The organism is Pseudoalteromonas sp. B62 (assembly GCF_037162565.1).
Taxonomy (GTDB): domain Bacteria; phylum Pseudomonadota; class Gammaproteobacteria; order Enterobacterales; family Alteromonadaceae; genus Pseudoalteromonas; species Pseudoalteromonas fuliginea.
This window is the reverse complement of sequence record NZ_JARLVB010000002.1, coordinates 481,034-504,237: the sequence shown is the minus strand read 5'-3', so window position 1 is coordinate 504,237 and position 23,204 is coordinate 481,034. Positions and strand designations below refer to the sequence as shown.

17 protein-coding genes and 6 pseudogenes are annotated in these 23,204 nt (G+C 39.9%); 8 read left to right on the top strand and 15 right to left on the bottom strand.

The features are described 5' to 3' along the window. Positions 1–43: 43 nt before the first annotated feature. Together P4S71_RS06775 and P4S71_RS06770 are read left to right on the top strand one after the other, a co-directional pair. Entirely contained in the window at positions 44–457 is a 414-nt protein-coding gene (locus tag P4S71_RS06775; protein WP_337150347.1) for a hypothetical protein, read from the top strand. A gap of 107 nt (positions 458–564) precedes the next feature. Then, positions 565–966, top strand: a complete 402-nt coding sequence (locus P4S71_RS06770; protein ID WP_008136929.1) for a hypothetical protein — start codon at positions 565–567, stop codon at positions 964–966. Between the two features lie 491 nt (positions 967–1,457). Here the strand turns inward: P4S71_RS06770 and P4S71_RS06765 are convergent, their stop codons facing one another. Next, the gene (locus tag P4S71_RS06765) at positions 1,458–1,787 is read right to left on the bottom strand and encodes a 5-carboxymethyl-2-hydroxymuconate Delta-isomerase (protein WP_007376008.1); all 330 of its coding nucleotides are present in this window, start codon (positions 1,785–1,787) and stop codon (positions 1,458–1,460) included. 204 nt (positions 1,788–1,991) lie between these two features. On the opposite strand from P4S71_RS06765, the gene P4S71_RS06760 reads away from it, so the two are divergent. The 6 genes and pseudogenes from P4S71_RS06760 (at position 1,992) to P4S71_RS06735 (ending at position 7,029) form a co-directional block, all read left to right on the top strand. Then, positions 1,992–2,477 carry a CreA family protein gene (locus P4S71_RS06760; protein ID WP_007376009.1) on the top strand — a complete coding sequence of 162 codons (486 nt, stop codon included), beginning with the start codon at positions 1,992–1,994 and terminating at the stop codon, positions 2,475–2,477. A 30-nt stretch (positions 2,478–2,507) separates the two neighbouring features. Further along, on the top strand, positions 2,508–3,281 hold the full coding sequence (locus tag P4S71_RS06755) for a hypothetical protein (protein WP_096793840.1): 774 nt from the start codon (positions 2,508–2,510) through the stop codon (positions 3,279–3,281). Between the two features lie 11 nt (positions 3,282–3,292). Beyond that, entirely contained in the window at positions 3,293–3,931 is a 639-nt protein-coding gene (locus P4S71_RS06750; protein WP_337150346.1) for a LysE family translocator, read from the top strand. 26 nt (positions 3,932–3,957) lie between these two features. Beyond that, the gene (locus tag P4S71_RS06745) at positions 3,958–4,452 is read left to right on the top strand and encodes a gamma-glutamylcyclotransferase family protein (protein ID WP_337150345.1); all 495 of its coding nucleotides are present in this window, start codon (positions 3,958–3,960) and stop codon (positions 4,450–4,452) included. A gap of 15 nt (positions 4,453–4,467) precedes the next feature. Then, positions 4,468–6,008: pseudogene (locus P4S71_RS06740) on the top strand (serine hydrolase). Between the two features lie 103 nt (positions 6,009–6,111). Further along, entirely contained in the window at positions 6,112–7,029 is a 918-nt protein-coding gene (locus P4S71_RS06735) for a histone deacetylase family protein (RefSeq protein WP_337150344.1), read from the top strand. A gap of 12 nt (positions 7,030–7,041) precedes the next feature. On the opposite strand, the gene P4S71_RS06730 is transcribed toward P4S71_RS06735, so the two are convergent. The 14 genes and pseudogenes from P4S71_RS06730 to rsmD all read right to left on the bottom strand — a co-directional run bounded on the left by P4S71_RS06730 (position 7,042) and on the right by rsmD (position 22,873). Beyond that, complete coding sequence (locus tag P4S71_RS06730; RefSeq protein WP_337150343.1) at positions 7,042–7,335, bottom strand: DUF4144 family protein; 294 nt, start codon at positions 7,333–7,335, stop codon at positions 7,042–7,044. Between the two features lie 6 nt (positions 7,336–7,341). Beyond that, positions 7,342–8,151 carry a DUF2797 domain-containing protein gene (locus P4S71_RS06725; RefSeq protein WP_008136908.1) on the bottom strand — a complete coding sequence of 270 codons (810 nt, stop codon included), beginning with the start codon at positions 8,149–8,151 and terminating at the stop codon, positions 7,342–7,344. Positions 8,152–8,173: 22 nt separating this feature from the next. Beyond that, a pseudogene (locus P4S71_RS06720) lies at positions 8,174–10,713 on the bottom strand (EAL domain-containing protein). Positions 10,714–10,826: 113 nt separating this feature from the next. Continuing rightward, positions 10,827–12,110 (bottom strand): phosphoribosylamine--glycine ligase, encoded by a 1,284-nt coding sequence (purD, locus tag P4S71_RS06715; RefSeq protein ID WP_337119495.1) that lies wholly within the window; start codon positions 12,108–12,110, stop codon positions 10,827–10,829. A 15-nt stretch (positions 12,111–12,125) separates the two neighbouring features. Then, the gene (locus P4S71_RS06710; RefSeq protein WP_007376020.1) at positions 12,126–12,947 is read right to left on the bottom strand and encodes a class I SAM-dependent methyltransferase; all 822 of its coding nucleotides are present in this window, start codon (positions 12,945–12,947) and stop codon (positions 12,126–12,128) included. Positions 12,948–13,053: 106 nt separating this feature from the next. Next, positions 13,054–14,640: a bifunctional phosphoribosylaminoimidazolecarboxamide formyltransferase/IMP cyclohydrolase gene (gene purH, locus P4S71_RS06705; RefSeq protein ID WP_337150342.1), complete on the bottom strand. Its 1,587-nt coding sequence runs from the start codon at positions 14,638–14,640 to the stop codon at positions 13,054–13,056. A 324-nt stretch (positions 14,641–14,964) separates the two neighbouring features. After that, complete coding sequence (fis, locus tag P4S71_RS06700; protein WP_002957804.1) at positions 14,965–15,255, bottom strand: DNA-binding transcriptional regulator Fis; 291 nt, start codon at positions 15,253–15,255, stop codon at positions 14,965–14,967. A 19-nt stretch (positions 15,256–15,274) separates the two neighbouring features. Continuing rightward, positions 15,275–16,245, bottom strand: a pseudogene (gene dusB / locus P4S71_RS06695) (tRNA dihydrouridine synthase DusB). A gap of 280 nt (positions 16,246–16,525) precedes the next feature. Then, complete coding sequence (prmA, locus tag P4S71_RS06690; RefSeq protein WP_182193906.1) at positions 16,526–17,407, bottom strand: 50S ribosomal protein L11 methyltransferase; 882 nt, start codon at positions 17,405–17,407, stop codon at positions 16,526–16,528. A gap of 67 nt (positions 17,408–17,474) precedes the next feature. Further along, a complete protein-coding gene (gene rpoD, locus P4S71_RS06685) occupies positions 17,475–19,325 on the bottom strand; it encodes an RNA polymerase sigma factor RpoD (RefSeq protein ID WP_007376024.1) in 1,851 nt (616 codons plus the stop codon). Positions 19,326–19,449: 124 nt separating this feature from the next. Further along, a pseudogene (gene dnaG, locus P4S71_RS06680) lies at positions 19,450–21,200 on the bottom strand (DNA primase). 242 nt (positions 21,201–21,442) lie between these two features. Beyond that, a pseudogene (locus P4S71_RS06675) lies at positions 21,443–21,888 on the bottom strand (GatB/YqeY domain-containing protein). A 19-nt stretch (positions 21,889–21,907) separates the two neighbouring features. Next, positions 21,908–22,123: a 30S ribosomal protein S21 gene (gene rpsU / locus P4S71_RS06670; protein WP_002957797.1), complete on the bottom strand. Its 216-nt coding sequence runs from the start codon at positions 22,121–22,123 to the stop codon at positions 21,908–21,910. Between the two features lie 145 nt (positions 22,124–22,268). Further along, positions 22,269–22,873, bottom strand: a pseudogene (rsmD, locus tag P4S71_RS06665) (16S rRNA (guanine(966)-N(2))-methyltransferase RsmD). Between the last annotated feature and the right edge of the window lie 331 nt (positions 22,874–23,204).

The window sequence follows — 23,204 nt, the reverse complement described above, 5'->3', positions numbered from 1 at the left end:
AAAATTGATGTACCCTTTTATTTTTATTGAACGAGGGAATGTTATGTCAAATAAAATTATGATCGAACGAAATATCGGTGTTCTGCGCGAAAAAATTAGAAACGCAGACACAACGACTGTCATGGGGTGTGTTGCGATTGCGACGAGTGCTGATATGCTATCAGGTGCAAAGTTATCTAAACGGCAATATAGCTTCATAGTTAATAACCGCCAACAATGCTTTTTAATGAAGCAATCACTGACACAAGATTTGACAAAGTTAATGGTATTGAAGGCTATACCTAAATTATTATCTGCTGCAGATCCAACCTCAGATTTATCTAAAACTGCTTTCATGGCCGAAGCTACTGCAGACGCTGCTGGTGAGGCTCTTGAGGTGAAGATAGGTATACCAGCATTTAAAACAGCTGCTGTTTTAAATGCATTAAGTGCTGGTATTCAGATTAAAACTATGTGAGATATTCAAGCGATCGAAGATGGCTTTGCGCAAAGCCCGAAACAGTTTGAAAAATTATTTGCCGACTGGAGAAGTTGGAATATTGAAGAGCGTTATCAGGTGGCCCGATGAAAAAGTTATTAATTTTATTATTCCCAAGTACATGTTTTGCACAGTTTTCAGACTTGTCGTTATGTGAAAACAAACAAACTATGCTTGGAATAGATTTTTATTCAAACTGTGTGGGGGTCGCAGACGCCTCAGTACAAAAATTAAAATCTGAGATAACTGCGAAACAGCTATATGATTACATCACTCTTAGTATTAAAGATGTTAGCGTTTTAGAAGAGCACCTTTCAGATGACATGATAGGCAGAGTACATGCATTAATATCGATTGATCCAAACCCACTTTATTATACTACTGTTGGTAATAATGTCTTAGTCAAGACCAAAGAAGGGCTTAATATTTTTGAAAAGCATGATGGCTATTGGTTACAAAAATTAGTATCAGAGAGATCCGGTAGATAAATAGAGTTATCTCAAAAGTAATTTGATATTGGTAATTACTTTAAATAGGTTTCAGTAATTTCAGCTCTAAAGTAGTCTAGCTCTTTTGGTAAAACTCTAAGAGCTAGCGATCTGCTAAGTCATAATTTTTTAGCTCAGTCATCCTCCCTTATGCGTAACTATATAAATCCATTGGTGCTGCTAGCAAAAAGAGCAGATCGCGATTAGATGCTTTTGAAAGTGAACATTTGTGGACTCTGTCAGTATTATAGCGTTGCAAATAGTTAATTCCCCTACCAGGCACTGTCATAGGTTGCTCTAAGCGCCTTTGTCCTTTCACCGTGTGCTCTGCGCAATCTTCTTGTTTATTAGTAATGTTATCTACTGGCGTTCGTAACTCATCAGAAGTTTTTTATAAACAGCAGTGAGCAAGTATTTAATATTCAAAAAGCCCCTATTGGGGCTTTTACTTACTATTGTGTACTTCTATTACTCAAAACGACAAGAGTTAACTAATTTTTTCGATATACATCATGATCCATATCGTAAATATTGACGCTTAAGCTATCAGAGTCTCTGCAGTAGGTTTTTAAACATGCGAGTAGGTGCTCACTTAACATTTGTTTTTGTTCTACCGTTCGCCCTGCCATTATATGCACTTGAATATGAATAAACCCTTCTTTACCTATACCTAGTTGGTATTGTTGGTATGCAATTGCGCGTGTTTTAATTGTTTCTAAATCAAAAAGTCCGCTTTCAAAAGTACTGTTATGAATTTTCTCTACTAGTACTTGTGGTAAAACAGGGAGGTCTTCTGAGTGTTCAATAATAATATGCGGCATTTAGGCGTTTCCTATTATGAGTTACTGCATTAGCGAGGGTTAATTGTATCAAATACAACAGGGTTCGCTAAACCTAGGGCTATCTAAAATCTTTACTTTAAACTAATTTAGTCGTATTTATTTTTGATGTTAGTATAAAACAAACAGGTGAACCTTTGCTTAGTGACGTAGATGCTAAGTTACCTATTATAGATAAGGATAAGTATGAAATTACCACAAAAATTTAAACGTTTAGCTTTACTTGCAGGTGCGGTAGTTACGTTGAGTGCTTGCTCTGATGATGTTGCGTCGGTAAGCCTTGGGTTATTTACAACTAAAGATGTCGTGGTTAATTCGCAGCAAGATCCGATTATTAAAGGTGTTACGTGCCACATTAGCCATATTGAAGCTGATTTAGACTTTTCTGATCCGTCTGATATGTCAATTGCGTGCCGTCAAACGGGGCCTATTACAGCACAGCAGCTACAAGAAATTGACCGAAGTAAGTCGGGCGAGGTGGTATTTAAATCATCTAAAAGTATTTTATTTAAATCTTTAAAGGTGCGTCGTATTTACGATGCTGAAAACCGCACCTTATTGTATTTATCGTACTCAACGAAAGAATCCAGTGGCAGCCATCATCATGCGCTATCAACAGTGCCGCTATACAATACTCAAGCGTGGGAATGGGCGCTTACACAAAAAAACTAAACTAGCACCTAAAACTTATAAGAGCACCTTATGTTAGCTTTATTTAAATCGGCACCATTATTGGAAGATCAAGAACAGCAATGGCTTATTGATACGTTTATTTGGGCGGTAGAGAATTTTGATGCGGAGTACTTTACTAAGCAAACAAAAATAATATTGCCGACAGCAGCGTTTTTTCCTGATTCGGTATCAAGTATTGAAGAAATGGCGACTAACGTTTTTACCCGCGTTACTAATTATGCAGGTATGAGCGCGTGGCCTATTCAGTTAGTTGCGCCTCAGCAATTGCAGCCTCAGGTTTTTCCGCACTTTGAATTTAGCAATGAAATACGTGGAGAAGGCAGCCATTTAATTGTGCCGCCAAGCCATAAGGTCAGCATTTCTTTTAATCCTAATCAGATTAATCAGCCACAAGATTTAGTAGCAAGTTATGCGGGTACTCTGGCCACCATACTTATTCATCACGTTGGGGTGCTACCGCCAGGTGGCAGGGAGTATTTACCACAAGCTGCCGATGCGCTTGCCTGTTTTTTAGGGTTTGGTGTGATGATGAGCAACACGGTGTATCAGTTTAAGGGCGGTTGTGGTTCTTGTTACAACCCATACGCTAACCGTGAAGCTAAGCTAAGTGAAACACATACGGTATTTATGCATGCCCTTATTAGTTACTTTAAAAACGATAAAGTCTCTAAAAAACACTTAAAACCGCATCTGCGTGGTCAGTTTAAAAAAGCACAAAAAGAAATTAAAGCATTGGTAAATAACTCGGCCAACCCGCTGTTATTAGCTTATTCGCCAAACTAGCAAGGACTTGCGTGGAATACTTAGATGAATTTTTACTGATTGTTATTGCTCATTTTTTTGCAGTAGCAAGCCCTGGGCCTGACTTTGCCGTTGTGCTCAAGCAAAGTGTGCAACAAGGTAGGTGCAATGCATTGTGGACAAGCGCCGGTGTTGGCGCTGCTATTTTACTGCACGTTGCCTATTGCGTGTTAGGTGTAGCGCTTGTTTTAACGCAATCGCCTAGTTTATTTATGGCGCTTAAGTACCTTGCTGGTGCATATTTAGCGTATTTAGGCGTACAAGCTCTTAGAGCTGCAAAACAGCCTGCAAGTAATGAAGGCGAGGCTGCAAAAAATGTTGAAAACAAAACCGTTCAAGAGGAACCTGTTTGGGTTGCTTTTAGACGCGGCTTTTTCACCAATGCATTAAACCCAAAAGCCACGTTATTTTTTATGTCGTTATTTACACTCGTGATTAGTCCAACAACACCTACTAGCGTGCAGATCGTTTATGGCGTGTACATGGCACTGGCTACTTGGGTGTGGTTTTCAATGCTTTCAATAATGCTTTCTAGAGATAATGTGAGGGGCTTTTTCCAGCAGCGTGGTTATTGGTTTGACCGTGGAATTGGCGTTATTTTAATTGCCCTTGCAGTACGTGTTGTTATTTAACTTATTTAAAAAGCGCAGGAGATAAAATGCCGTTATATAATTTTTCGTTTGGCTCTAATATGTCATCTAACCGTTTGTTGGCGCGTTTACCGAATGTAAAGCGTGTAGGAACAGCGGTACTTAAAGGTTACGAGCTTACTTTTGATATGCTATTTAAAGATGGCTCAGGTAAGTGCAGTATTTGCCCAAGCAATAAAGAAGATGCGTTGGTTTATGGCGTTATTTATGAGCTTAATGAAGAAGAAAAAACCATTTTAGACAGTATTGAGGGCGCAGGTTACGACTGCGTAGATATAACCCCAACGCTTTTAACGGGTGAGGCTGTAGCCGCACATTGTTATATAGCTAATACCCATGACAGCGATGTACTCCCATATGATTGGTACATAAAACACGTTCATCGCGGCGCACTTGAAGCAGGCGTACCAAAAGAATACAGTGATGCAATACTCAATAGGCCGCACAAAAGCGATACCAATAAAGAGCGTGCCGAAATTGAATTTGCAGTTCATCAAAAATAATAAAATAGGATTGATATGAAATTAACCAAATTAGCCGCAATTGCATTACTAGCAAGCACTACGTTTAGTAGCTGGGCACAAGTCGATACCAACAAAATTGACGACGTTATTAAAGCGTCAATGGCACGTTTTGACGTACCAGGTATGGCAGTCGCCATTGTTGAAAACGATAAAGTGATATTTGCTAAAGGCTTTGGAGTAACTAATCTCGATACCAACAAAAAAGTAAACAAAGACACCTTGTTTGGTATTGCTTCAAACACCAAAGCGTTTACAACAGCGGCACTTGCCAAGTTGGTTGATGAAGGGAAGTTGAGCTGGGATGACCGCGTAATTGATCATTTACCAGAGTTTAGATTGTACGACTCGTACGTAACACGCGAAATGCGTATTCGTGATTTATTAAGTCACCGCAGTGGGCTAGGGCTTGGGCAAGGCGATTTAATGATTTGGCCAAGCACGGATAAGCCCGTTGATGAAATTTTAGCGGGATTACAGTATTTAAAACCAGCGAGCAGCTTTCGTAGTAAGTACGCTTATAACAACTTGATGTTTGTTACCGCTGGCGAAGTGGTTGCACGTGTGTCGGGTATGAGCTGGAACGATTACATCGAAAAAATATATTACAACCGCTACACATGGACAACTCACGCGCAGGTTTTTCACGCATCCCAAAAAGCAACACTAACTGGGCAACAGGTCATATTCCTATGGATGGCTCACTTCATCCCTTTTTTGTGAACTACCTAGAAGACTTTAGAGGCGCAGGCGCCATCGCTTCAAGTGTAAGCGATATGAGTCAATGGCTTCGTACGCAATTAGCGGGCGGTAAAATGCCTAATGGCGAGCAGCTGTTTAGCGAAAAGCAACAAGCGCAAATGTGGCACCCACATATTACGTCTATGGCATCTAAAAGCGCGTTTGAGTCGTACCATCAGCAGTTTAGAGGGTATGGGCTAGGTTGGAGCATTGAAGACTACCACGGCTTTAAAAAGTTAGGTCACGGCGGTGGTATTTTAGGTATGGTATCGCAAGTTACTTTATTGCCTGAGAAAAAACTCGGTATTGTTATTTTATCTAACCAACAAGCTTTTGGTGCGCTTTCGGCGGTAACCCATGAAGTACTTGAAGATGCGCTTGAACTTGAAGATAAAGACTGGGTAGAAGATCTAGCTAAAAGCCATTTTGAAAGAAAACAAAAAGCGTACGCTAATGCAAAACCAGAAGCACCTGCTGACTACCAGCCACAATTACCAAATATTAATTACACCGGTACATTGCACGACAATTGGTATGGTGATGTGATTATTGAGCAGCTCGATAGTAAATTACACATTGATTTTACGCATACTAAACGTTTAAAAGGCACACTTGAGCACTACACTGGTAATACATTTATTGTTAAGTGGGATGAAAAGCTACTTGAAGCAGATGCGTTTATTACCTTTGATATGGATGTTAGTAATCGTGTGAACAGCGCTAAAATGCGTGCAGTATCAACACAAGTGACCGACTTTAGCTTTGATTTTAGAAACCTGCATTTAAAAGCAAAGTAGTTAATAGTTTTGATATTTAAAGTGTTGATATACACCAAAGTCGCAAAGCCACCAGCCGGTGGCTTTGTTATATTAAGCTTTTACACCTTGTAAGGGACTTTTTATGCGTACCGCAGTTATTTCTCATCCTCATTGCCGTAAGCATAAAATGATAGACGACCATCCTGAGTGCCCAGAGCGCTTAGATGCAATAACCGACAGATTATTAGCCAGCGGTGTAGATGTTGGCTTAACACACCTGCAAGCACCTAAGGCCGAGCGTGAGCATTATTTACTTGCTCACGATGAAGCTTTAGTTAAACACGTAGAAACTACACTACCAACGGAAGGACTCGCTAATTTAGATGGCGATACTTGGCTGTGCCCCGATTCGTTTAAAGCGATTGAGCGTGCAGTAGGTGCAGGATTGTTAGCTGTTGATGAAATACTTGCCGATAAACTCGATGCTGCTTTTTGCTCAGTACGCCCGCCAGGACACCATGCTAATAAAGCGTCATCATCTGGGTTTTGTGTGTTTAATAACTTAGCTATTGCCGTTAAGTACGCACAAAGCAAAGGGGTTAAACGCATTGCTATTGCGGATTTTGATGTACACCATGGTAATGGCACACAAGACATTTTTATTGATGACGAAAATGTACTGCTTTGTTCGTTATTTCAGTATCCGTTTTACCCAAATACAGCAGTTAAAAATAATAGCCATATAGTTAATTCCCCTCTGCCAATTGCTAGTAATGGCGACGACCTAAAAGAGGTGTTTACTGGGCAATGGTTACCAAAATTAAAAGCGTTTAAGCCTGAATTACTTTTTATAAGCGCAGGGTTTGATGCACACCTAGAAGATGATATGGCAAGCTTAAAGTTTGTTGAAAGTGACTACATTTGGCTCACCGAGCAGCTATGCAGTGTGGCAAAGGAGGGCGGTTGCAAAGGGGTTATTTCGTATTTAGAAGGTGGCTATGCGCTATCAGCGTTAGGTCGTAGTGCTGTAGCGCATATAAAAGTGCTTACTGAGGTTTAATTGTGCTGCGTTTTATAGCTCAAGTAAGTTAAATGCCTGCTCAACGGTGAGGGTTGTTATTTTACTTAAACAACAATGCCCTTCATTTAATAAGTAACTTGTTACGAGTACAGCAAGTTGCTCTGCGCTTAACGGCTCACAAGGTGTGTTTTTTAAAGCGCAGTATTCACCACGCTTATTAAGTATGACCACATCAGTTAAGTCGCTTGTTGCAACACTGTGCAAGTGCTCCTCACGGTCTTGTGGTGTGTGAGCTATCTCAAGCTCATTATAAATAACCAATAACTGTGGGTAGCTGTTTAACATAGCCTGTTAGCCTACCGTTACTTCATAAGATGTAAATTTACGAATATTAATAACGCCTTTTTCAAAGATTAGGTACTGACCTTTAATACCTTGTAAAACACCACTTACAACAGGGTCTTTATCAAAGTTAAATGAGCTGATTTTTGTTGGGTATTCGGTTACTGGAAAATCTAAATCAACAACATCTTCATCTAATTGCTCTATTGCTGTTGCGCCAAATAACTCACTTAGCTCGTTTAGTTTTTCGCTAATTTGTGGAATTAACTCAGCCGCTGCTGCTTTTAAATCAAGTGCGTCGTTTTGGCCTTTTAACATATTGCGCCAATTGGTTTTATCGGCAATAAATTCAGCCAAAGCAACTTCCACTAAACCCGATTGCAGGCGAGTTTGCACTTTAAAAATAGGTAATGCCTGAGTAGCGCCTTGATCCACCCAACGAGTCGGTATTTGTGTGTGGCGGGTAATACCTACTTTTAATCCAGAGGTGTTAGCGAGATACACATAGTGTGGGATCATGCAATTTTCTTCGCCCCACTGTGGCTCTCGGCAAGTGCCTTGATCGTAGTGGCAAGTTTCTGGTTTCATAATACACATGTCGCAACTAGCGAGCTTGCGCATGCATACAAAACAGTGACCTTGAGAATAGCTTTTTTTGGTTTTTTTACCGCAGTTAGAACATAAAATAGTGCCACTAAAGGTGAGCGTAAGCTCCTTACCTATAAATGCATTTAAGTCTACTAAGTGCTCACCTACAGGTAAGTGATATTGTACTGGTTCGGTTAAACTCGATTTTAGTTTACGCAGTGTGCCTTGCATCTTTACTTGGCCCCTAAAGATGTTAAAAAGAGGAGTCTAACATTTTTAAGCTATATTGGCTTTTTAAGAAGTGTAAATAGTCGGTGTAAGGCAGTGCTTTTGCGTATAAATAACCTTGGGCAGAATCAGCATTCATGTCTTTAAGTAAGTGATGAATCTCCTGAGTTTCTACCCCCTCAATTGTTATTGATAAATTAAGGTTGTGCGCCATATCAATGGCTGTTTGTACAATAACTTGATGAGTGGGGTTATTAGGTAAATCAAAAACAAACGACTTATCTATTTTTAGTTCACTAAAATGGTAGTTAACTAAGTAGTTAAGTGATGCGTAACCTGTACCAAAGTCGTCTAAAACAACGTTAATGTCTAATGCCGATAATTCATCAACTAATTTAATGAGTGCATCTTGACTCTCTACAAAAGCTGATTCGGTTAGTTCAAACTTAAGTAAACGAGCCGGTACTTGGTATTTAATTAGTATATTTTCTACTTTTTCAGCTAAGTTATTTATGGTCAAGTTTTTAGCGCTGAGGTTGACGCTAATAGTATGATTGATGTAACCATTTTTTGTTAGTTCGGCAATATCTTTACAGGCTTGTTCAATGACCCACAGTGTTAGTTCGTTAATAATACCTGTATGTTCAGCAAGAATTACTAACTCTTCAATCGGTAAATTATTAAAGGTTGGATCGGGCCAGCGTAGTAAAGCTTCTGCGCCAATTACTTGGTTATTTAATAAATTTATTTGCGGCTGGTAATAGAGTGCAAGTTGATTTGTTTTTATGGCTTTTTGTAGCTTTGCAGCTAAGGAAACGTCCATCATTTGGTTATTCACGTTTGATGATAACCCTACTTGATTAACACTACTTTTTGCTTTTTTAAGTGCTAAATATCCACGTTTTAACCAATACTCAAAGTCGTTAGTTTTACCCGCACAGCTAATGCCAATACTGTAATTAAGTTGCAGGTTTAGCCCTTTAATTTCGTATTGTTTTGGTAAGTTGCTAATTACTTTAGTGAGAAGTGCTTCTAGCATTTCTTGGTTTTGTGTTTTAGTCGAAATACAGGCAAATACGCCGCTATTGAGATCGGCTAATCGAGGGATGGTGTTTAAGTTAGTATCAAGATTTATAAATTCGCGCTCGTGGCTCAATTCTAACTCTAATTCTCTCGCTATATGTTTTATAAGTGCATAGCCTTGAGAAGGGGTAATTATAGTATTAAGAGAGTTAAAGTGGCGTATTTTAATCAAACACAAAGTTGTTGAGCGGTTTTTTGCTTGTAACTCCATAAAGGTTTGCTTGAGCTTAGCACTATTAAGAAGCTTTGTTTGTTGAGTGTGCGTAGCGTGATATAAAGCACGTTCACGCTGATACCTAACTCGGTCTGCTAATGCCATTGCCATTAATATTACTTCGCATAGTATAGCCATTAAAAAGGCGTGGCGTGTGGTAAAGCTATAAGGTAAAAGGCCAGTCAGTTCCATAGGTTGAATCGCCGCGCCAAAAATTAGTGGCACCCATGAAAAAACATAAAATTTAGCCCATCTAAAACCACTACGTAATTTGTTATAAATTAAAATAATACACGCTATATAAAGTAGGCTCATCACTCCAAAAAAATAGGTGCTGCTATATTTTCAGGGATAAAAAGGCTGCTTACAGCAAGAACAAACATAAGCTTAAGTAGCGCTGTACTCATTTTATAGCGCCAGCATTTTTCTTTGTGATAACGTAAAAACATAATACAGAAGGAGAGGGTAAAAAAAGCAACGCCGTAATTACCAAGTACTATTTTTTCGTGAATAAATAATTGCCATTCCATTGGCCATAAATAAAAGCCAAAACCTAATACCGCTCCCATTAGTATAATAGCGCTAATAATGTAGCCAATATAAATTAAGTAAACTCGGTCTTTTATACCAAAATAAAGAACAAGATTGTAAAGCGCTGCCATTAGCAATACGCCAACAAAAATCCCCCAAATCCCTGTTTGCGAACGCACTAAGTCAATAAACTCTTTATCACGATATAAATTTACAGGTGTTTTACTTATACCTATCGTATCTATTTTCATTACGAGTCGTTGTGAGGACTTACTTTCGAGCGAAAAGCGGATATGCGGCACACTGTATTGAAATAAAGTAAGTGCTTGTTCTTTATCTCCGAGCTTATAAGTATCCATTAATTGGTTGTTTTTATTGAGTCGAAAAATAGTTAGGTGATCAACCATGGGGTTATCAAAATGGGCAACAACGTTTTCTTTTTTGAAGCTCTTATTTTCTAAATCGAGAAACAGCCAATAATTTTGTTGAGTAAAACTCCATGGTATTTCCGAAAATTTTTGATGAGTGAGTAACTGCGGCTGGGTTATAACATCGTTAAAAGTAAGGCTCTTAGTTTCATCAATATAGTACGCGTAATCAAGATATACGGGCGCGGTTTTATCAATTGTATATCGTGTAGGCACGACGAGGTTTGATGCCAGTGTACTTATAATAAAAAATATAAGTACTAGTATGGCAACAGCAATTGCATGATAACGTAAAGTTCTTAGTTCCAACGTTTGCGTACTTTTAAAAAAACTTTTAATTAGTGTAGCACTAAAAAAGCGCAGAGAGACTGCGCTTTTGTAGTTAAATTAACTGGTTATACCAATAAACAGGTATTTTAAGCCTATTGCTCGCGGGCAATAGCACGATAAGCAATATCTGTACGATATTCCATACCATCCCAGCTTATTTGTTTAACAAGCTCATAGGCGCGTTGCTGCGCTTGCGTAACAGTATTACCAAGTGCTGTTGCGCATAATACGCGACCGCCTGCGGTTACAACGTCATTGCCATCTTGCTTAGTACCCGCATGAAACACTTTTTCACCCGCAGGGTAATCAACTTGTAGCCCCGAAATAGCATCGCCTTTAGGGTAATCGCCAGGGTAACCTTTAGCGGCAAGTACAACACCAACAGCTGCACGTGGGTCAAACTTAATTGTTGTTTTATCAAGTTCTACACGGTTAGCGGCTTCAATCAATTCAACTAGGTCTGATTGCAAACGTAGCATCATTGGTTGAGTTTCAGGGTCGCCAAAGCGACAGTTGTACTCAATGACTTTAGGGGTGCCTGTTTCATCAATCATTAAACCTGCGTATAAAAAGCCTGTGTATGGATGGCCTTCGCTTGCCATGCCCTCTACCGTAGGGTAGATCACTTCGTTCATAATACGCTGGTGGATTTCATCAGTAACAACTGGCGCAGGTGAGTATGCACCCATGCCACCCGTATTAGGACCCGCATCGCCATTGTAAGCGCGTTTATGGTCCTGACTGGTCGCAAATGGTAATACGTTTTTACCATCAACCATTACGATGAAAGACGCTTCTTCACCGTCTAAAAACTCTTCAATAACAACACGACTTCCCGCATCGCCAAAAGCATTACCCGCAAGCATATCGCGAATAGCTTCTTCGGCATCGGCTTGCGTCATGGCTACAATTACGCCTTTACCCGCAGCTAAACCATCTGCTTTTACAACAATTGGCGCGCCTTTCTCTTTTAAATAAGCAAGAGCAGGCTCAATCTGTTCAAACGTTTGGTAGTCGCCCGTTGGGATTTTATGACGTGCTAAAAAGTCTTTAGTAAACGATTTAGAGCCTTCAAGCTGAGCTGCGCCCGCCGTTGGGCCAAAAATAGCCATGTTATGTTCACGAAACTTATCAACAACACCCAGTACTAACGGTATTTCAGGACCTACAATAGTAAGCTCTACCTTATTTTGCTGTGCAAAACTAAGTAAACCATCTAAGTCGTCAACGTTTATTGCTACGTTTTCAAGTTTTGGTTCAAGTGCAGTACCTGCATTACCAGGGGCTACAAATACAGTATTTACTTTGGTGTTTTGAGCGGCTTTAAACGCAAGTGCGTGTTCGCGGCCGCCGCTGCCAATGACTAAAACATTCATGGCGAAAATTCCTATTTAAAGCGGTTTCTTAAATTTCAGCGTCATGCGGTCGCTTTCACCAATGGCTTTATATTTATCAGCATCTTGTTCGCCGAGTCTTAAGCTTGGTGGTAGCGTCCATACACCTTTAGGGTGATCGGCTGTATCTTTTGGATTTGCATTTATTTCACTGCTTGCTACTAATTCAAACCCTGCTTGTTTAGCAAGGTCTACTACGTAGCTCTGCTTCATATAACCTGATGTTTTTTGATCTTCGTCAGCACGTTCTTCAGCTAAACGGTGTTCAACTAAACCTAATGTACCACCTGGTTTAAGGGCTTTATAAAAAGCTTGGAATGCACTTAATGCACCGCTTTTATCTTTGCCCATGTACCAGTTATGTACATTACGAAATGTTAAAACCATATCGGCACTGCCAGCTGGCGCAATATCTAAATGTGTTACAGGTGCAAACTCAGTAATTTTAACGCTACTAAAACGCTTATCTTCAGCTACTTTTTGTTTAAAGCCCGCAAGAGAGCGTTGGTAGTAGCCAACTGATGAATCAGCAGGAAAGTGCGCGGCATAATAAGTGCCTTGCTCTTTTAGTGCTGGCGCTAAAATTTCACTATACCAACCACCGCCGGGCGCAATTTCAACAACTGTCATAGTTGGTTTAAAGCCAAAAAATGCCAGTGTTTGAGCCGGGTGACGATATTCGTCACGAACGCTGTTTTTAGCGCTGCGTTCGCTTGATTGAAGTGCATGTTCAAGGCTCGATTCGTGGTTATGGCTAAGCGCCATAGTCGATGTCATCGTTAGTGTGGCTACAAGTAGCGATTTTAGCGCAAATTTCATTGTTTGTTCCTTCACATTATAATTTTAAATAGGTTATTGAATAATCAGAATACGTGAATTTATAGCAAACAAAAAGGGTTAAACCAACGTTTAACCCTTTGTGTGATTAGTGGCGGAAATGGCGCATACCAGTTAGTACCATTGCCATGCCAGCTTCATCAGCAGCTGCAATCACTTCTTCATCACGCATTGAGCCACCAGGCTGAATTACCGCAGTAATGCCAGCGGCTGCGGCTGCGTCAATGCCATCACGGAATGGGAAGAACGCATCAGACGCCATAACTGAACCTTTAACTTCAAGGTTTTCGTCTGCAGCTTTTATGCCTGCAATTTTAGCTGAGTATACGCGGCTCATTTGGCCTGCGCCTACGCCAATAGTCATACCGTCACGGGCATAAACAATTGCGTTTGATTTAACAAACTTAGCTACTTTCCAGCAAAACAGTAAATCTTTAAGTTCTTGCTCTGTAGGTTGGCGTTTAGAAACAACTTTTAAGTCGCCTTGCGTTACCATGCCTAAGTCGCGGTCTTGAACTAAAATACCGCCGTTAACGCGTTTAATATCTTGGCCAGCGGCTTTGCCTGTCCACTGTCCACATTCTAATAAACGAACGTTCTTTTTAGCTTCAACAATTTTTGCAGCGTCGCTCGAAATACTCGGTGCAATAATTACTTCAACAAATTGACGGTCAACAATGGCTTGTGCCGTTGCACCATCTAGCTCTCGGTTAAAGGCAATAATGCCACCAAATGCTGATGTAGGGTCTGTTTTAAAAGCACGCTCGTATGCTTGTAGGATATTGTCGCCAATTGAAACACCACACGGGTTAGCATGTTTTACAATTACGCACGCAGGTACATCAAATTCTTTAACGCATTCAAGCGCTGCGTCGGTATCGGCAATATTGTTAAACGAAAGGGCTTTACCTTGCAATTGAGTTGCTGTTGCAACTGATGCTTCAGCAATGTCATTTTCAACATAAAAAGCAGCATCTTGATGTGAGTTTTCACCGTAGCGCATATCTTGCTTTTTAGTGAACTGCATATTGATAGTACGTGGGAATTTAGTCTCTACAGCAGCTTCCTCGGTGTAATCAGGCACCATTTTACCGAAGTAGTTAGCAATCATGCCATCGTATGCGGCAGTGTGCTCGTAGGCGGCAATCGCTAAGTCAAAACGTGTTTTATACGTAGTAGAGCCATTGTTGTTTTGCATTTCGCCAATAACACAGTCGTAGTCGCTCGCGTTTACCACGATTGTTACGTCTTTGTGGTTTTTAGCGGCTGCACGAACCATTGTAGGGCCGCCAATATCAATATTTTCAATAGCATCTTCAAGGCTGCAGTTTTCTTGAGCGACTGTATTCGCAAAGGGGTATAAGTTAACTACAACTATGTCGATAGCAGAAATGTTGTTATCTGCCATTACGCTTTCATCTTGTCCGCGACGGGCTAATATGCCGCCGTGAATTTTTGGGTGAAGAGTTTTTACGCGGCCATCCATGATTTCAGGGTGGCCTGTGTGATCTGATACTTCAGACACTTTTATGCCGTTATCAGCAAGTAGTTTACATGTGCCGCCAGTTGATAAAATATCAACGCCTTGCGCTTCTAGTGCGCGGGCAAATTCAACAATACCGGTTTTATCAGACACACTTAATAGTGCGCGACGAATGGGACGATGAGTATCCATTGTAGTTTGATTTCCTCAGTTAATGAGCTAGCTTAGAAGCGGGCATTTTAACTGATTACAACTCAAAAAACGACTTATAAAGCGCCGATGAGGGTGAGCATTTTGCAATTTGGTTAATAAGTTGTAGGCATAAAAAAGCACCCGAGGGTGCTTTTTTTGCATAATACCAGTTGTATTGGATTAGTAAGTAGTTATAACGATAGAAAAACAAGTCTATAACAAGGCAAAAATTTTGCTGTGTAGTTATTCTACATAAAAAATTATTAACGACGTTATGGGCTTGTTTAACTCGTTAGAATACTTACGCTTTCAATATAATTGGTATTAGTTCATGCCGTATTTTTTAAGCTTTTTACGTAAAGTACCACGGTTGATACCTAGTAAAATTGCTGCACGAGTTTGGTTACCACGTGTATATGTCATCACTTCTTCAAGTAATGGCGCTTCTAGCTCTGAAAGAACAAGGTCGTAAACGTCTTGCACATCTTGACCGTTAAGCTGCTTTAAATAGTGGTGAACAGCTTTTTTTACTGCATCACGCAATGGCTGCGGTTTCTCGTGTGACTGAACATGAGGGTTAGTGATAAATGGAGAAGTCACGTTTTGTTCGAACATTATTAAGTCTCTTTCTTTCTTAGTTAGCTGCTAGTGTTTTAAAGTATTGCTCTAATGCGACGACCTGTGCCTGTGGGTTGTCGAGCGCATTAAATACTCGCCTAAACTGACCATCACTGTCATGGGTTTGCAAATACCAAGATACATGTTTGCGAGCAATTCGCGCTCCCATTGGCTCACCGTAAAACAAATGGAGGTTTGTTAAATGCTCCATTAATATACTGCGCACCTCTGCAATAGCAGGCGGCTGTAAATGTTCCCCAGTTCGCAAATAGTGGTCTATCTCCCTAAATATCCAAGGGCGACCTTGGGCGGCTCGGCCAATCATAATGGCATCTGCACCCGTATAGTCTAAAACCTGTTTTGCTTTTTCTGGTGATGTAATATCACCATTGGCAACAACAGGAATCGACACTGAACGTTTTATATCCCTAATCGTGGCGTACTCAGCATCACCTTTGTACATACATGCGCGCGTTCGCCCATGTACAGCAAGTGATGCAATGCCATAACGTTCAGCTATTCTCGCAATCTCTACACCATTACGGTTATCCGGATCCCATCCTGTACGGATTTTAAGTGTTACAGGTATATCTACAGCGTTAACGACTGCATCAATAATCTCTTCCACAAGTTCAGGAAACTGTAATAAGGCAGAGCCTGCGAGTTTCTTGTTCACTTTTTTGCTGGGCACCCCATATTGATATCTATGATCTGTGCACCGTTAGCAACATTGAATTGTGCGGCCTGCGCCATAAGCTCAGGATCTGCTCCTGCAATTTGCACAGCACGTATACCCGACTCACCGCTGTGATCCATACGGTTCATCGACTTTTCTGTTTTCCAAACCTTAGGATTTGACGATAGCATTTCAGACACAGCTAAGCCCGCACCTAAGCGTCGACAAAGTTGTCTAAATGGTCTGTCTGTAATGCCTGCCATTGGCGCGACAATTACATTATTCTCAAGTTGGTATTTACCGATACGCACTATATTCAATAGGCCTCTTTTCAAGGGGCGCTAAGTTTACGGTTTTTTTAGCAAAAATCAAAGGCTATAAATTGAACAAAAGTGACTTTTTTTGCCCTTTTCGTATTGACATTTGATAACCGTATGAGGAATGGCTTTATTTGTGCGAAATTTGAGCGCATTTTGTTTTTGCAACAAAATAAGTTTATTTTTTATTATGTAAAAAAATAGTAAAGCCTGTTAAATACAGGCTTTACATGCATGTTTTGAGTTAATGCTCTAAATTTGATTGTGCAGTTTATTACGCTTTTTTAGTGCCACTCACTCGAGTCCAATCACCTTCAACGGCAATGTCATCTAGCTCAATAAACGGTGCATAAATGTCAGCAACCGATTGGGCTTGCTCTTCTAATATGCCCGACATAGCAATTTTACCACCTGGCTTTAATAACCCTAAAATCACACTATGTAATTCGCGAAGTGGCTGGGCTAAAATATTAGCCACAACTATATCGGCAGTAAACTCAGGTTGGTTTTCTGGAAGGTATACTTCGAGTTTGTCTGCAACACCATTTCGGTTAGCGTTATCAAGGCTTGCCTCAAGCGCTTGAGGGTCAATATCTATCCCAATCATACGCTCTGCACCTAGTTTTATAGCTGCAATACCTAAAATGCCTGAGCCACAACCAAAATCAACAACCGTTTTACCCGTCAGATCTTGGCTTTCTAACCACTTAAGACATAAGGCCGTTGTTGCATGTGTGCCCGTGCCAAAAGCAAGGCCTGGGTCTAGCAATACATTTACTGCATCAGGGTCTGGAATGTCGCGCCAGCTTGGGCAAATCCATAGTTTTTCGCCAAATTGAATAGGGTGGAAGTTATCCATCCATTCACGTTCCCAGTCTTTATCTTCAAGTTGCTCGATTTTGTATACTAAATTGTCTTTTAGCTCATCATGGCGCTTCAATAACGCAACAACTGCGTTCATATCGTGATTAGCTTCGAACAAGCCAATGACTGTGGTATCAGCCCAGAACACAACAGTGCCAATTTTAGGCTCGTAAATAGGGGTATCTTTTGCGTCAATAAAGGTTACTGAAGCGCTACCCGCTTCCATTAATAGGTCGCTTACGGCATCAGCTGTTGCAGCATTGGCATTAATACGAATTTGGATCCAAGCCATGGTTATTTCCTTCAAATAGAAAAAAGGCCGCTATAGCGGCCTTTTTAGTTTATATAGTAGCGCTAAATTATTTAGCGTCTAAAAAGCTTTTCAGTAAATCTGAGCGAGAAGGGTGGCGTAATTTACGCAGCGCTTTCGCTTCTATTTGACGAATACGTTCACGTGTTACGTCAAACTGTTTACCTACTTCTTCTAAGGTGTGGTCGGTATTCATATCAATACCAAAACGCATACGTAGTACTTTAGCTTCACGAGCTGTTAGGCCTGCAAGTACATCGTTAGTTGCGCCTCGAAGAGACTCCATTGTTGCCGAATCGATTGGCGAATCAATGGTTGTATCTTCGATAAAGTCACCTAAGTGAGAATCTTCATCATCACCGATTGGTGTTTCCATTGAAATTGGCTCTTTAGCAATCTTAAGTACCTTACGGATTTTATCCTCAGGCATCATCATGCGTTCTGCTAATTCTTCTGGATTTGGCTCACGACCCATTTCTTGTAACATTTGACGAGAAATACGGTTAAGTTTATTAATCGTTTCAATCATATGTACCGGAATACGGATTGTTCTTGCTTGGTCAGCAATAGAGCGAGTGATTGCTTGACGTATCCACCACGTAGCATAAGTAGAGAACTTATAACCACGGCGATATTCAAACTTATCAACGGCTTTCATCAGGCCAATGTTACCTTCTTGGATCAAATCCAAGAATTGTAAGCCACGGTTTGTATATTTTTTAGCAATTGAGATTACAAGACGTAAGTTAGCTTCAACCATTTCTTTTTTCGCGCGGCGTGCTTTCGCTTCACCAATGCTCATTCGACGGTTAATGTCTTTAATACGCTCAATGCTTAAACCTGTTGTTTGTTCAATAACAGATAATTTATTAATACTACGAATGATTTCTGGCTTAACTTCTTCAAGCTTAGCTGAATACTTTTCGTTACCTGAAATTTCTAAATCAACCCAAGAAGCGTCAGTTTCGTTGTTAGCAAAGTGCTTAACGAACGTTTTCTTCGGTAATTTAGCAATTTGTACAGCTTGTTTCATGATTAGACGTTCTTGAACGCGAACTCTGTCCATCATTTCACGCATGTTATTTACCATGCGGTCAAACTGTTTAGGTATTAATTTAAAGGTTCTGAAAAGCTCGCCAATTTCAAAAATGGCTGCTTGTGATTCAGGATGCGAACGACCTTTAGCTTCAAACGTATCACGTGCTTTGTTGTATAAATCACGTAGATTTTCAAAATGAATGCGAGCTTCTTCAGGATCTGGTCCTGTGTCTATCTCTTCTTCATCTTCATCGTCGCTATCAGCATCGTCTTTGTCGTCTTTATCATCGTCGTCAAGTTGCTTAGCACTTAATTCTGAACCAATATTAGTTGCTGAAATTGGCGCTGTATCTTCATTCGGATCGATAAACCCAACGATGATATCGCTTAAACGCATTTCTTCAGCTTCAAACTTATCCCACTGTTCAAGTAGGTAAGTGATTGCTTCAGGGTACTCTGCAACAGAAATCTGAACTTGGTTAATGCCTTCTTCAATACGTTTAGCGATTACAATTTCGCCTTCACGTGTCAGAAGTTCAACAGTACCCATTTCACGCATGTACATGCGTACCGGATCAGTTGTACGGCCGATTTCTTTTTCTACAGTCGCAAGGGCTGCAGCGGCAGCTTCTGCTGCGTCTTCGTCTGTCGTTGTTTCTTGCATCATTAATTCATCAGCATCAGGCGCATTTTCGCTAACCTTGATACCCATATCATTAATCATGCTTATGATATCTTCTACTTGATCTGAGTCTATAATGTCTTGTGGAAGGTGATCATTTACTTCTGCAAAAGTTAAGTAGCCTTGCTCTTTACCTTTCTGAATCAGAAGTTTTAATTGTGACTGAGGAGTTGGATCCATAGAGATTTTTTCTTCCACTCTGATAAGTTGATACAACAGGCGCCATCATGTAGTTTGCATTTAAGCCAACTAGAATAATGTGACGCAGTGAATAGCACAGTATAACAGCCAAAATTAGATCTGACTAGCTGTTAGTCGCTTTTAACGCTGTCATTAACAAATGACATTCAAGTCTTTCATCGCTATTGAGACCTTGTGTCTTGTCCTTTATTAATAAGGTCTCTAGTCGATAATTTAAACACTGATCTTCAATAAATTTAAAAGTATTTTGAAAAACAGTCTCTAAACGCTCTTCATTTATTTCGTGTTGCCACGTTGCAAGCTTTATTAATGGCTCGTAATCTTCAGTTCCTCTAAAAATTCGAGTAATTGCGCGGTGGTAACATTCTCTTTTTCTAATGCTTGTTCTTGTAGGCGCAGTAATAATCCAATACCGGCTATGCTCATTTGCGCTAAATCGGGCAAATAAGGAATACTTTTAGCCAATTGTGGGTGCTGAATTAAAATACCAATGGCCTGTCGCATAGGTGTTATTTTAAATTTTCGCTCAATAGAGTGCTGTTGCTTAGGTGTTTTTAAGCGACTATTAAGCTGCTCACGTGTTCGACCAATTAAACGACCGAGTTGTTCAAGAATGTTTTCTTGATAAAACTCACTGGGTATTTTTTCTATTAATGGCAGTGCAGCACTAAGTAATTTTGCCTTGCCAGAATCGAGTGTTAAATCTATTTCTAGGCTTAATTTATTGAATAATACTTTAGTAAAGTCATCGGCTTCACTCAAGCGTTGTTCAAACAGCTCTTTACCTTCTTTTTGTACTAGAGAGTCAGGGTCTTCACCATCGGGTAAAAAAACAAAATTTAAGGCTTTCCCGTCATTCAAATAAGGAAGAGCATTTTCAAGTGCCCGCCACGCTGCATCTCGCCCTGCGCGATCCCCATCGTAACAACAAATAACTTTATCTGTTGTTCTAAAAAGGGTGTGCATGTGTTCGCTCGTAGTTGCAGTACCAAGTGCAGCAACAGCATATTCAATACCTTGTTCAGCAAGCGCCACCACATCCATATAACCTTCAACAATAAGTACATGGTCTAACTTTTTATGAGCTTGTTTTGCCTCATATAAACCATATAACTCAAAACCTTTATGAAAAATTCTGGTTTCTGGAGAGTTTAAATATTTAGGACCTTGGTCGGCTTGCATTACACGCCCACCAAAGGCGATAACACGTCCGCGTTTATCGCGAATAGGAAACATTAAGCGGTCGCGGAAAAAATCAAATTGTCTACCGGGTGTTTTTTCTGAAGCGAGCTTTAGCTCAACTAATTGCTCTTTTTGTTCTTTGTTGCGGCCAAGCTGTAGGCATAAACCATCCCATTCACTTGGAGCGTAACCAATCATAAATTTTTTAACTATTTCACCACTTAAACCTCGGCCCTTAACGTAGTCTATTACAGCCGTTGAATTGCTGTGGTGTTTTAATTGGTGTTGATAAAAGCGTGCTGTGTGGAGCATTAAATCGTAATCAGAGCGCTTTTGTGCTGCGGTGCGTTCTGGTGCTGAACTTGTGCCTTGTTCTCGAGGTACTTCTAAATTAAGCATGCTGGCTATTTCTTCAATAGCATCAACAAACTCGAGCTTTTCGTATTCCATTATAAATGAAATCGCATTCCCGTTAGCGCCGCAGCCAAAACAATGATAAAACTGCTTATCTTGAGATACCGTGAACGAAGGGGACTTTTCATTATGAAAAGGGCAGCAAGCTTGATAATCTTTACCTGCTTTTTTTAGACCTACTTTTGAGTCTATCAGGTCGACAATATCGGTTCTGGCAAGTAAATCGTCTATAAAGTTACGTGGGATCTTTCCAGCCATTAGTAAAATGCAGTCCTGAGATAATGATAAAAATAACGAATGTGAAATTTACTTTTTATACTCGCTTGGCGCAGAGTATAACGTGCTTTAACTTACCAAAACGAAAGCTAAATAAACAGAGTAGCTATAAATAATTTTATCTTTAAATAACCACATTGAAGCACTTTTATTAAAGTTAAAAACAAAGAAACCGAGCACAAGGCTCGGTTTACTTCAATCATACTTTAATGTATGTGGGAGTATTAGGCAGTTAATCGTTGCTTAATTAAACCAGAGATCTTGCCCATATCGGCGCGACCCTCAGCCTTGCTTTTGATTATACCCATTACTTTACCCATGTCTTGCATACCTGCTGCATTAGTATCAGCAATAGCCGCGTCAATGAGAGCAATGATTTCTTCTTCACTCAATTGTTGAGGTAAAAAGTTTCAAGCGCTACTATTTCATTGGCTTCAATATCAGCTAAATCATCACGCCCAGCATCTTTGTACTGAGTGTAAGAGTCACGACGTTGTTTAACAAGCTTCACTATAACGGAGGTAATACCTGCGTCGTCTAGCGTTATTTGCTCGTCAATTTCACGTTGCTTGATTGCAGCAAGTACCATACGAATAGGGTTAAGACGTTGCTTGTCTTTGGCTCTCATCGCATCTTTTTGCGCATCTTTTAGCGTTATTAAAAGGCTCATTTATACAAGACCTAATATATTAGTATAATTTAACGCGACGAGCGTTATCACGAGAAAGTTTTTTCATGTGACGTTTAACTGCAGCAGCTTTTTTACGTTTACGTTCAGCTGTTGGTTTTTCATAGTGCTCGCGACGACGAACTTCTGAAAGGATTCCTGCTTTTTCACATGAACGCTTGAAGCGACGAAGTGCTACGTCAAACGGTTCGTTCTCTCTTACTTTAATTACTGGCATTAAAAATTCACCTACCTAAATTATGAGCGTTGCTCAAGTTGATCAAACATTGATCAAGTGGTTCAAAAATGGTGCGGTATTGTAATCCGAAGCAACACCACATGTAAAGGACAATATTAACAGAAACACATCATGTAAAACAGTATTAATTTGATTGGCGTTGGTACAACCTAGAAAACACTTGCCCAGCTTTTTTTCTTTAATTAACAGCCAGTTATCTGGTTTTGTGAATGAGTTTAAATCACTTTCAACTTCAACGTAAATTAAAGCTTCTGAGCTGAGCCATTGATTCTTTTCTAAAAAATCGCAGCTAATTTGGGCTAGGTTTTTACGAAAAGGGGGATCAACGAAAACGAGGTCAAAAGGTTCATTTAGGTTTTTTTGTTCTAAAAACGATAATGTATTTATATTTTTTACGTGCGCGTTTTGCAATTTTAAAGTTGTTATATTGTGTTCTAATTGCGTTGCTGCTAATAAATCAAGCTCAATAAAAGTAGCGCTTTTAGCAAAACGAGATAATGCTTCAAACCCTAAACCACCAGAGCCGGCAAAGCAATCAAGTACGTTTGTATCTCGCGTATCTTGCATTAACCAGTTAAATACTGTTTCTTTTATGCGATCGGTGGTTGGACGCAGACCTTGCACATCCTTTACTGGTAGCTTTCTGCCACGAAATTGACCGCTTATAATTCTAATAAAGCCATCACTTGATTTATTAATTACTTTATTTTGCGCCGTTTTATTTCTCATTTAGCTCACTAAAAAATGGTATCTGGGATCTAGCTCAGATAATATTGCAGTAGATTACGTATAGCTTCATTTTTCAACTGCATTAAAAGTGTTACTATTTAGCTCTTAATGTTTTGAACTGTTTTTTTGCTGGCAGATATTGCCGAGCACAATAAAGCTATTTTCAAATTTTAGTTTATCAGATTTTTATAAGTGGTTATTAGCAAGTATGGCAAAAAAAGTAAATTCCTGTCTTGGTTTGGTTTTGGTAAGTCAGATGAAAAACAAGCAGAGCAAGTAAAAGAAACTAATAACCAACAAGCGTTGGCCGAACAACAAGAAGCTGAGCGTA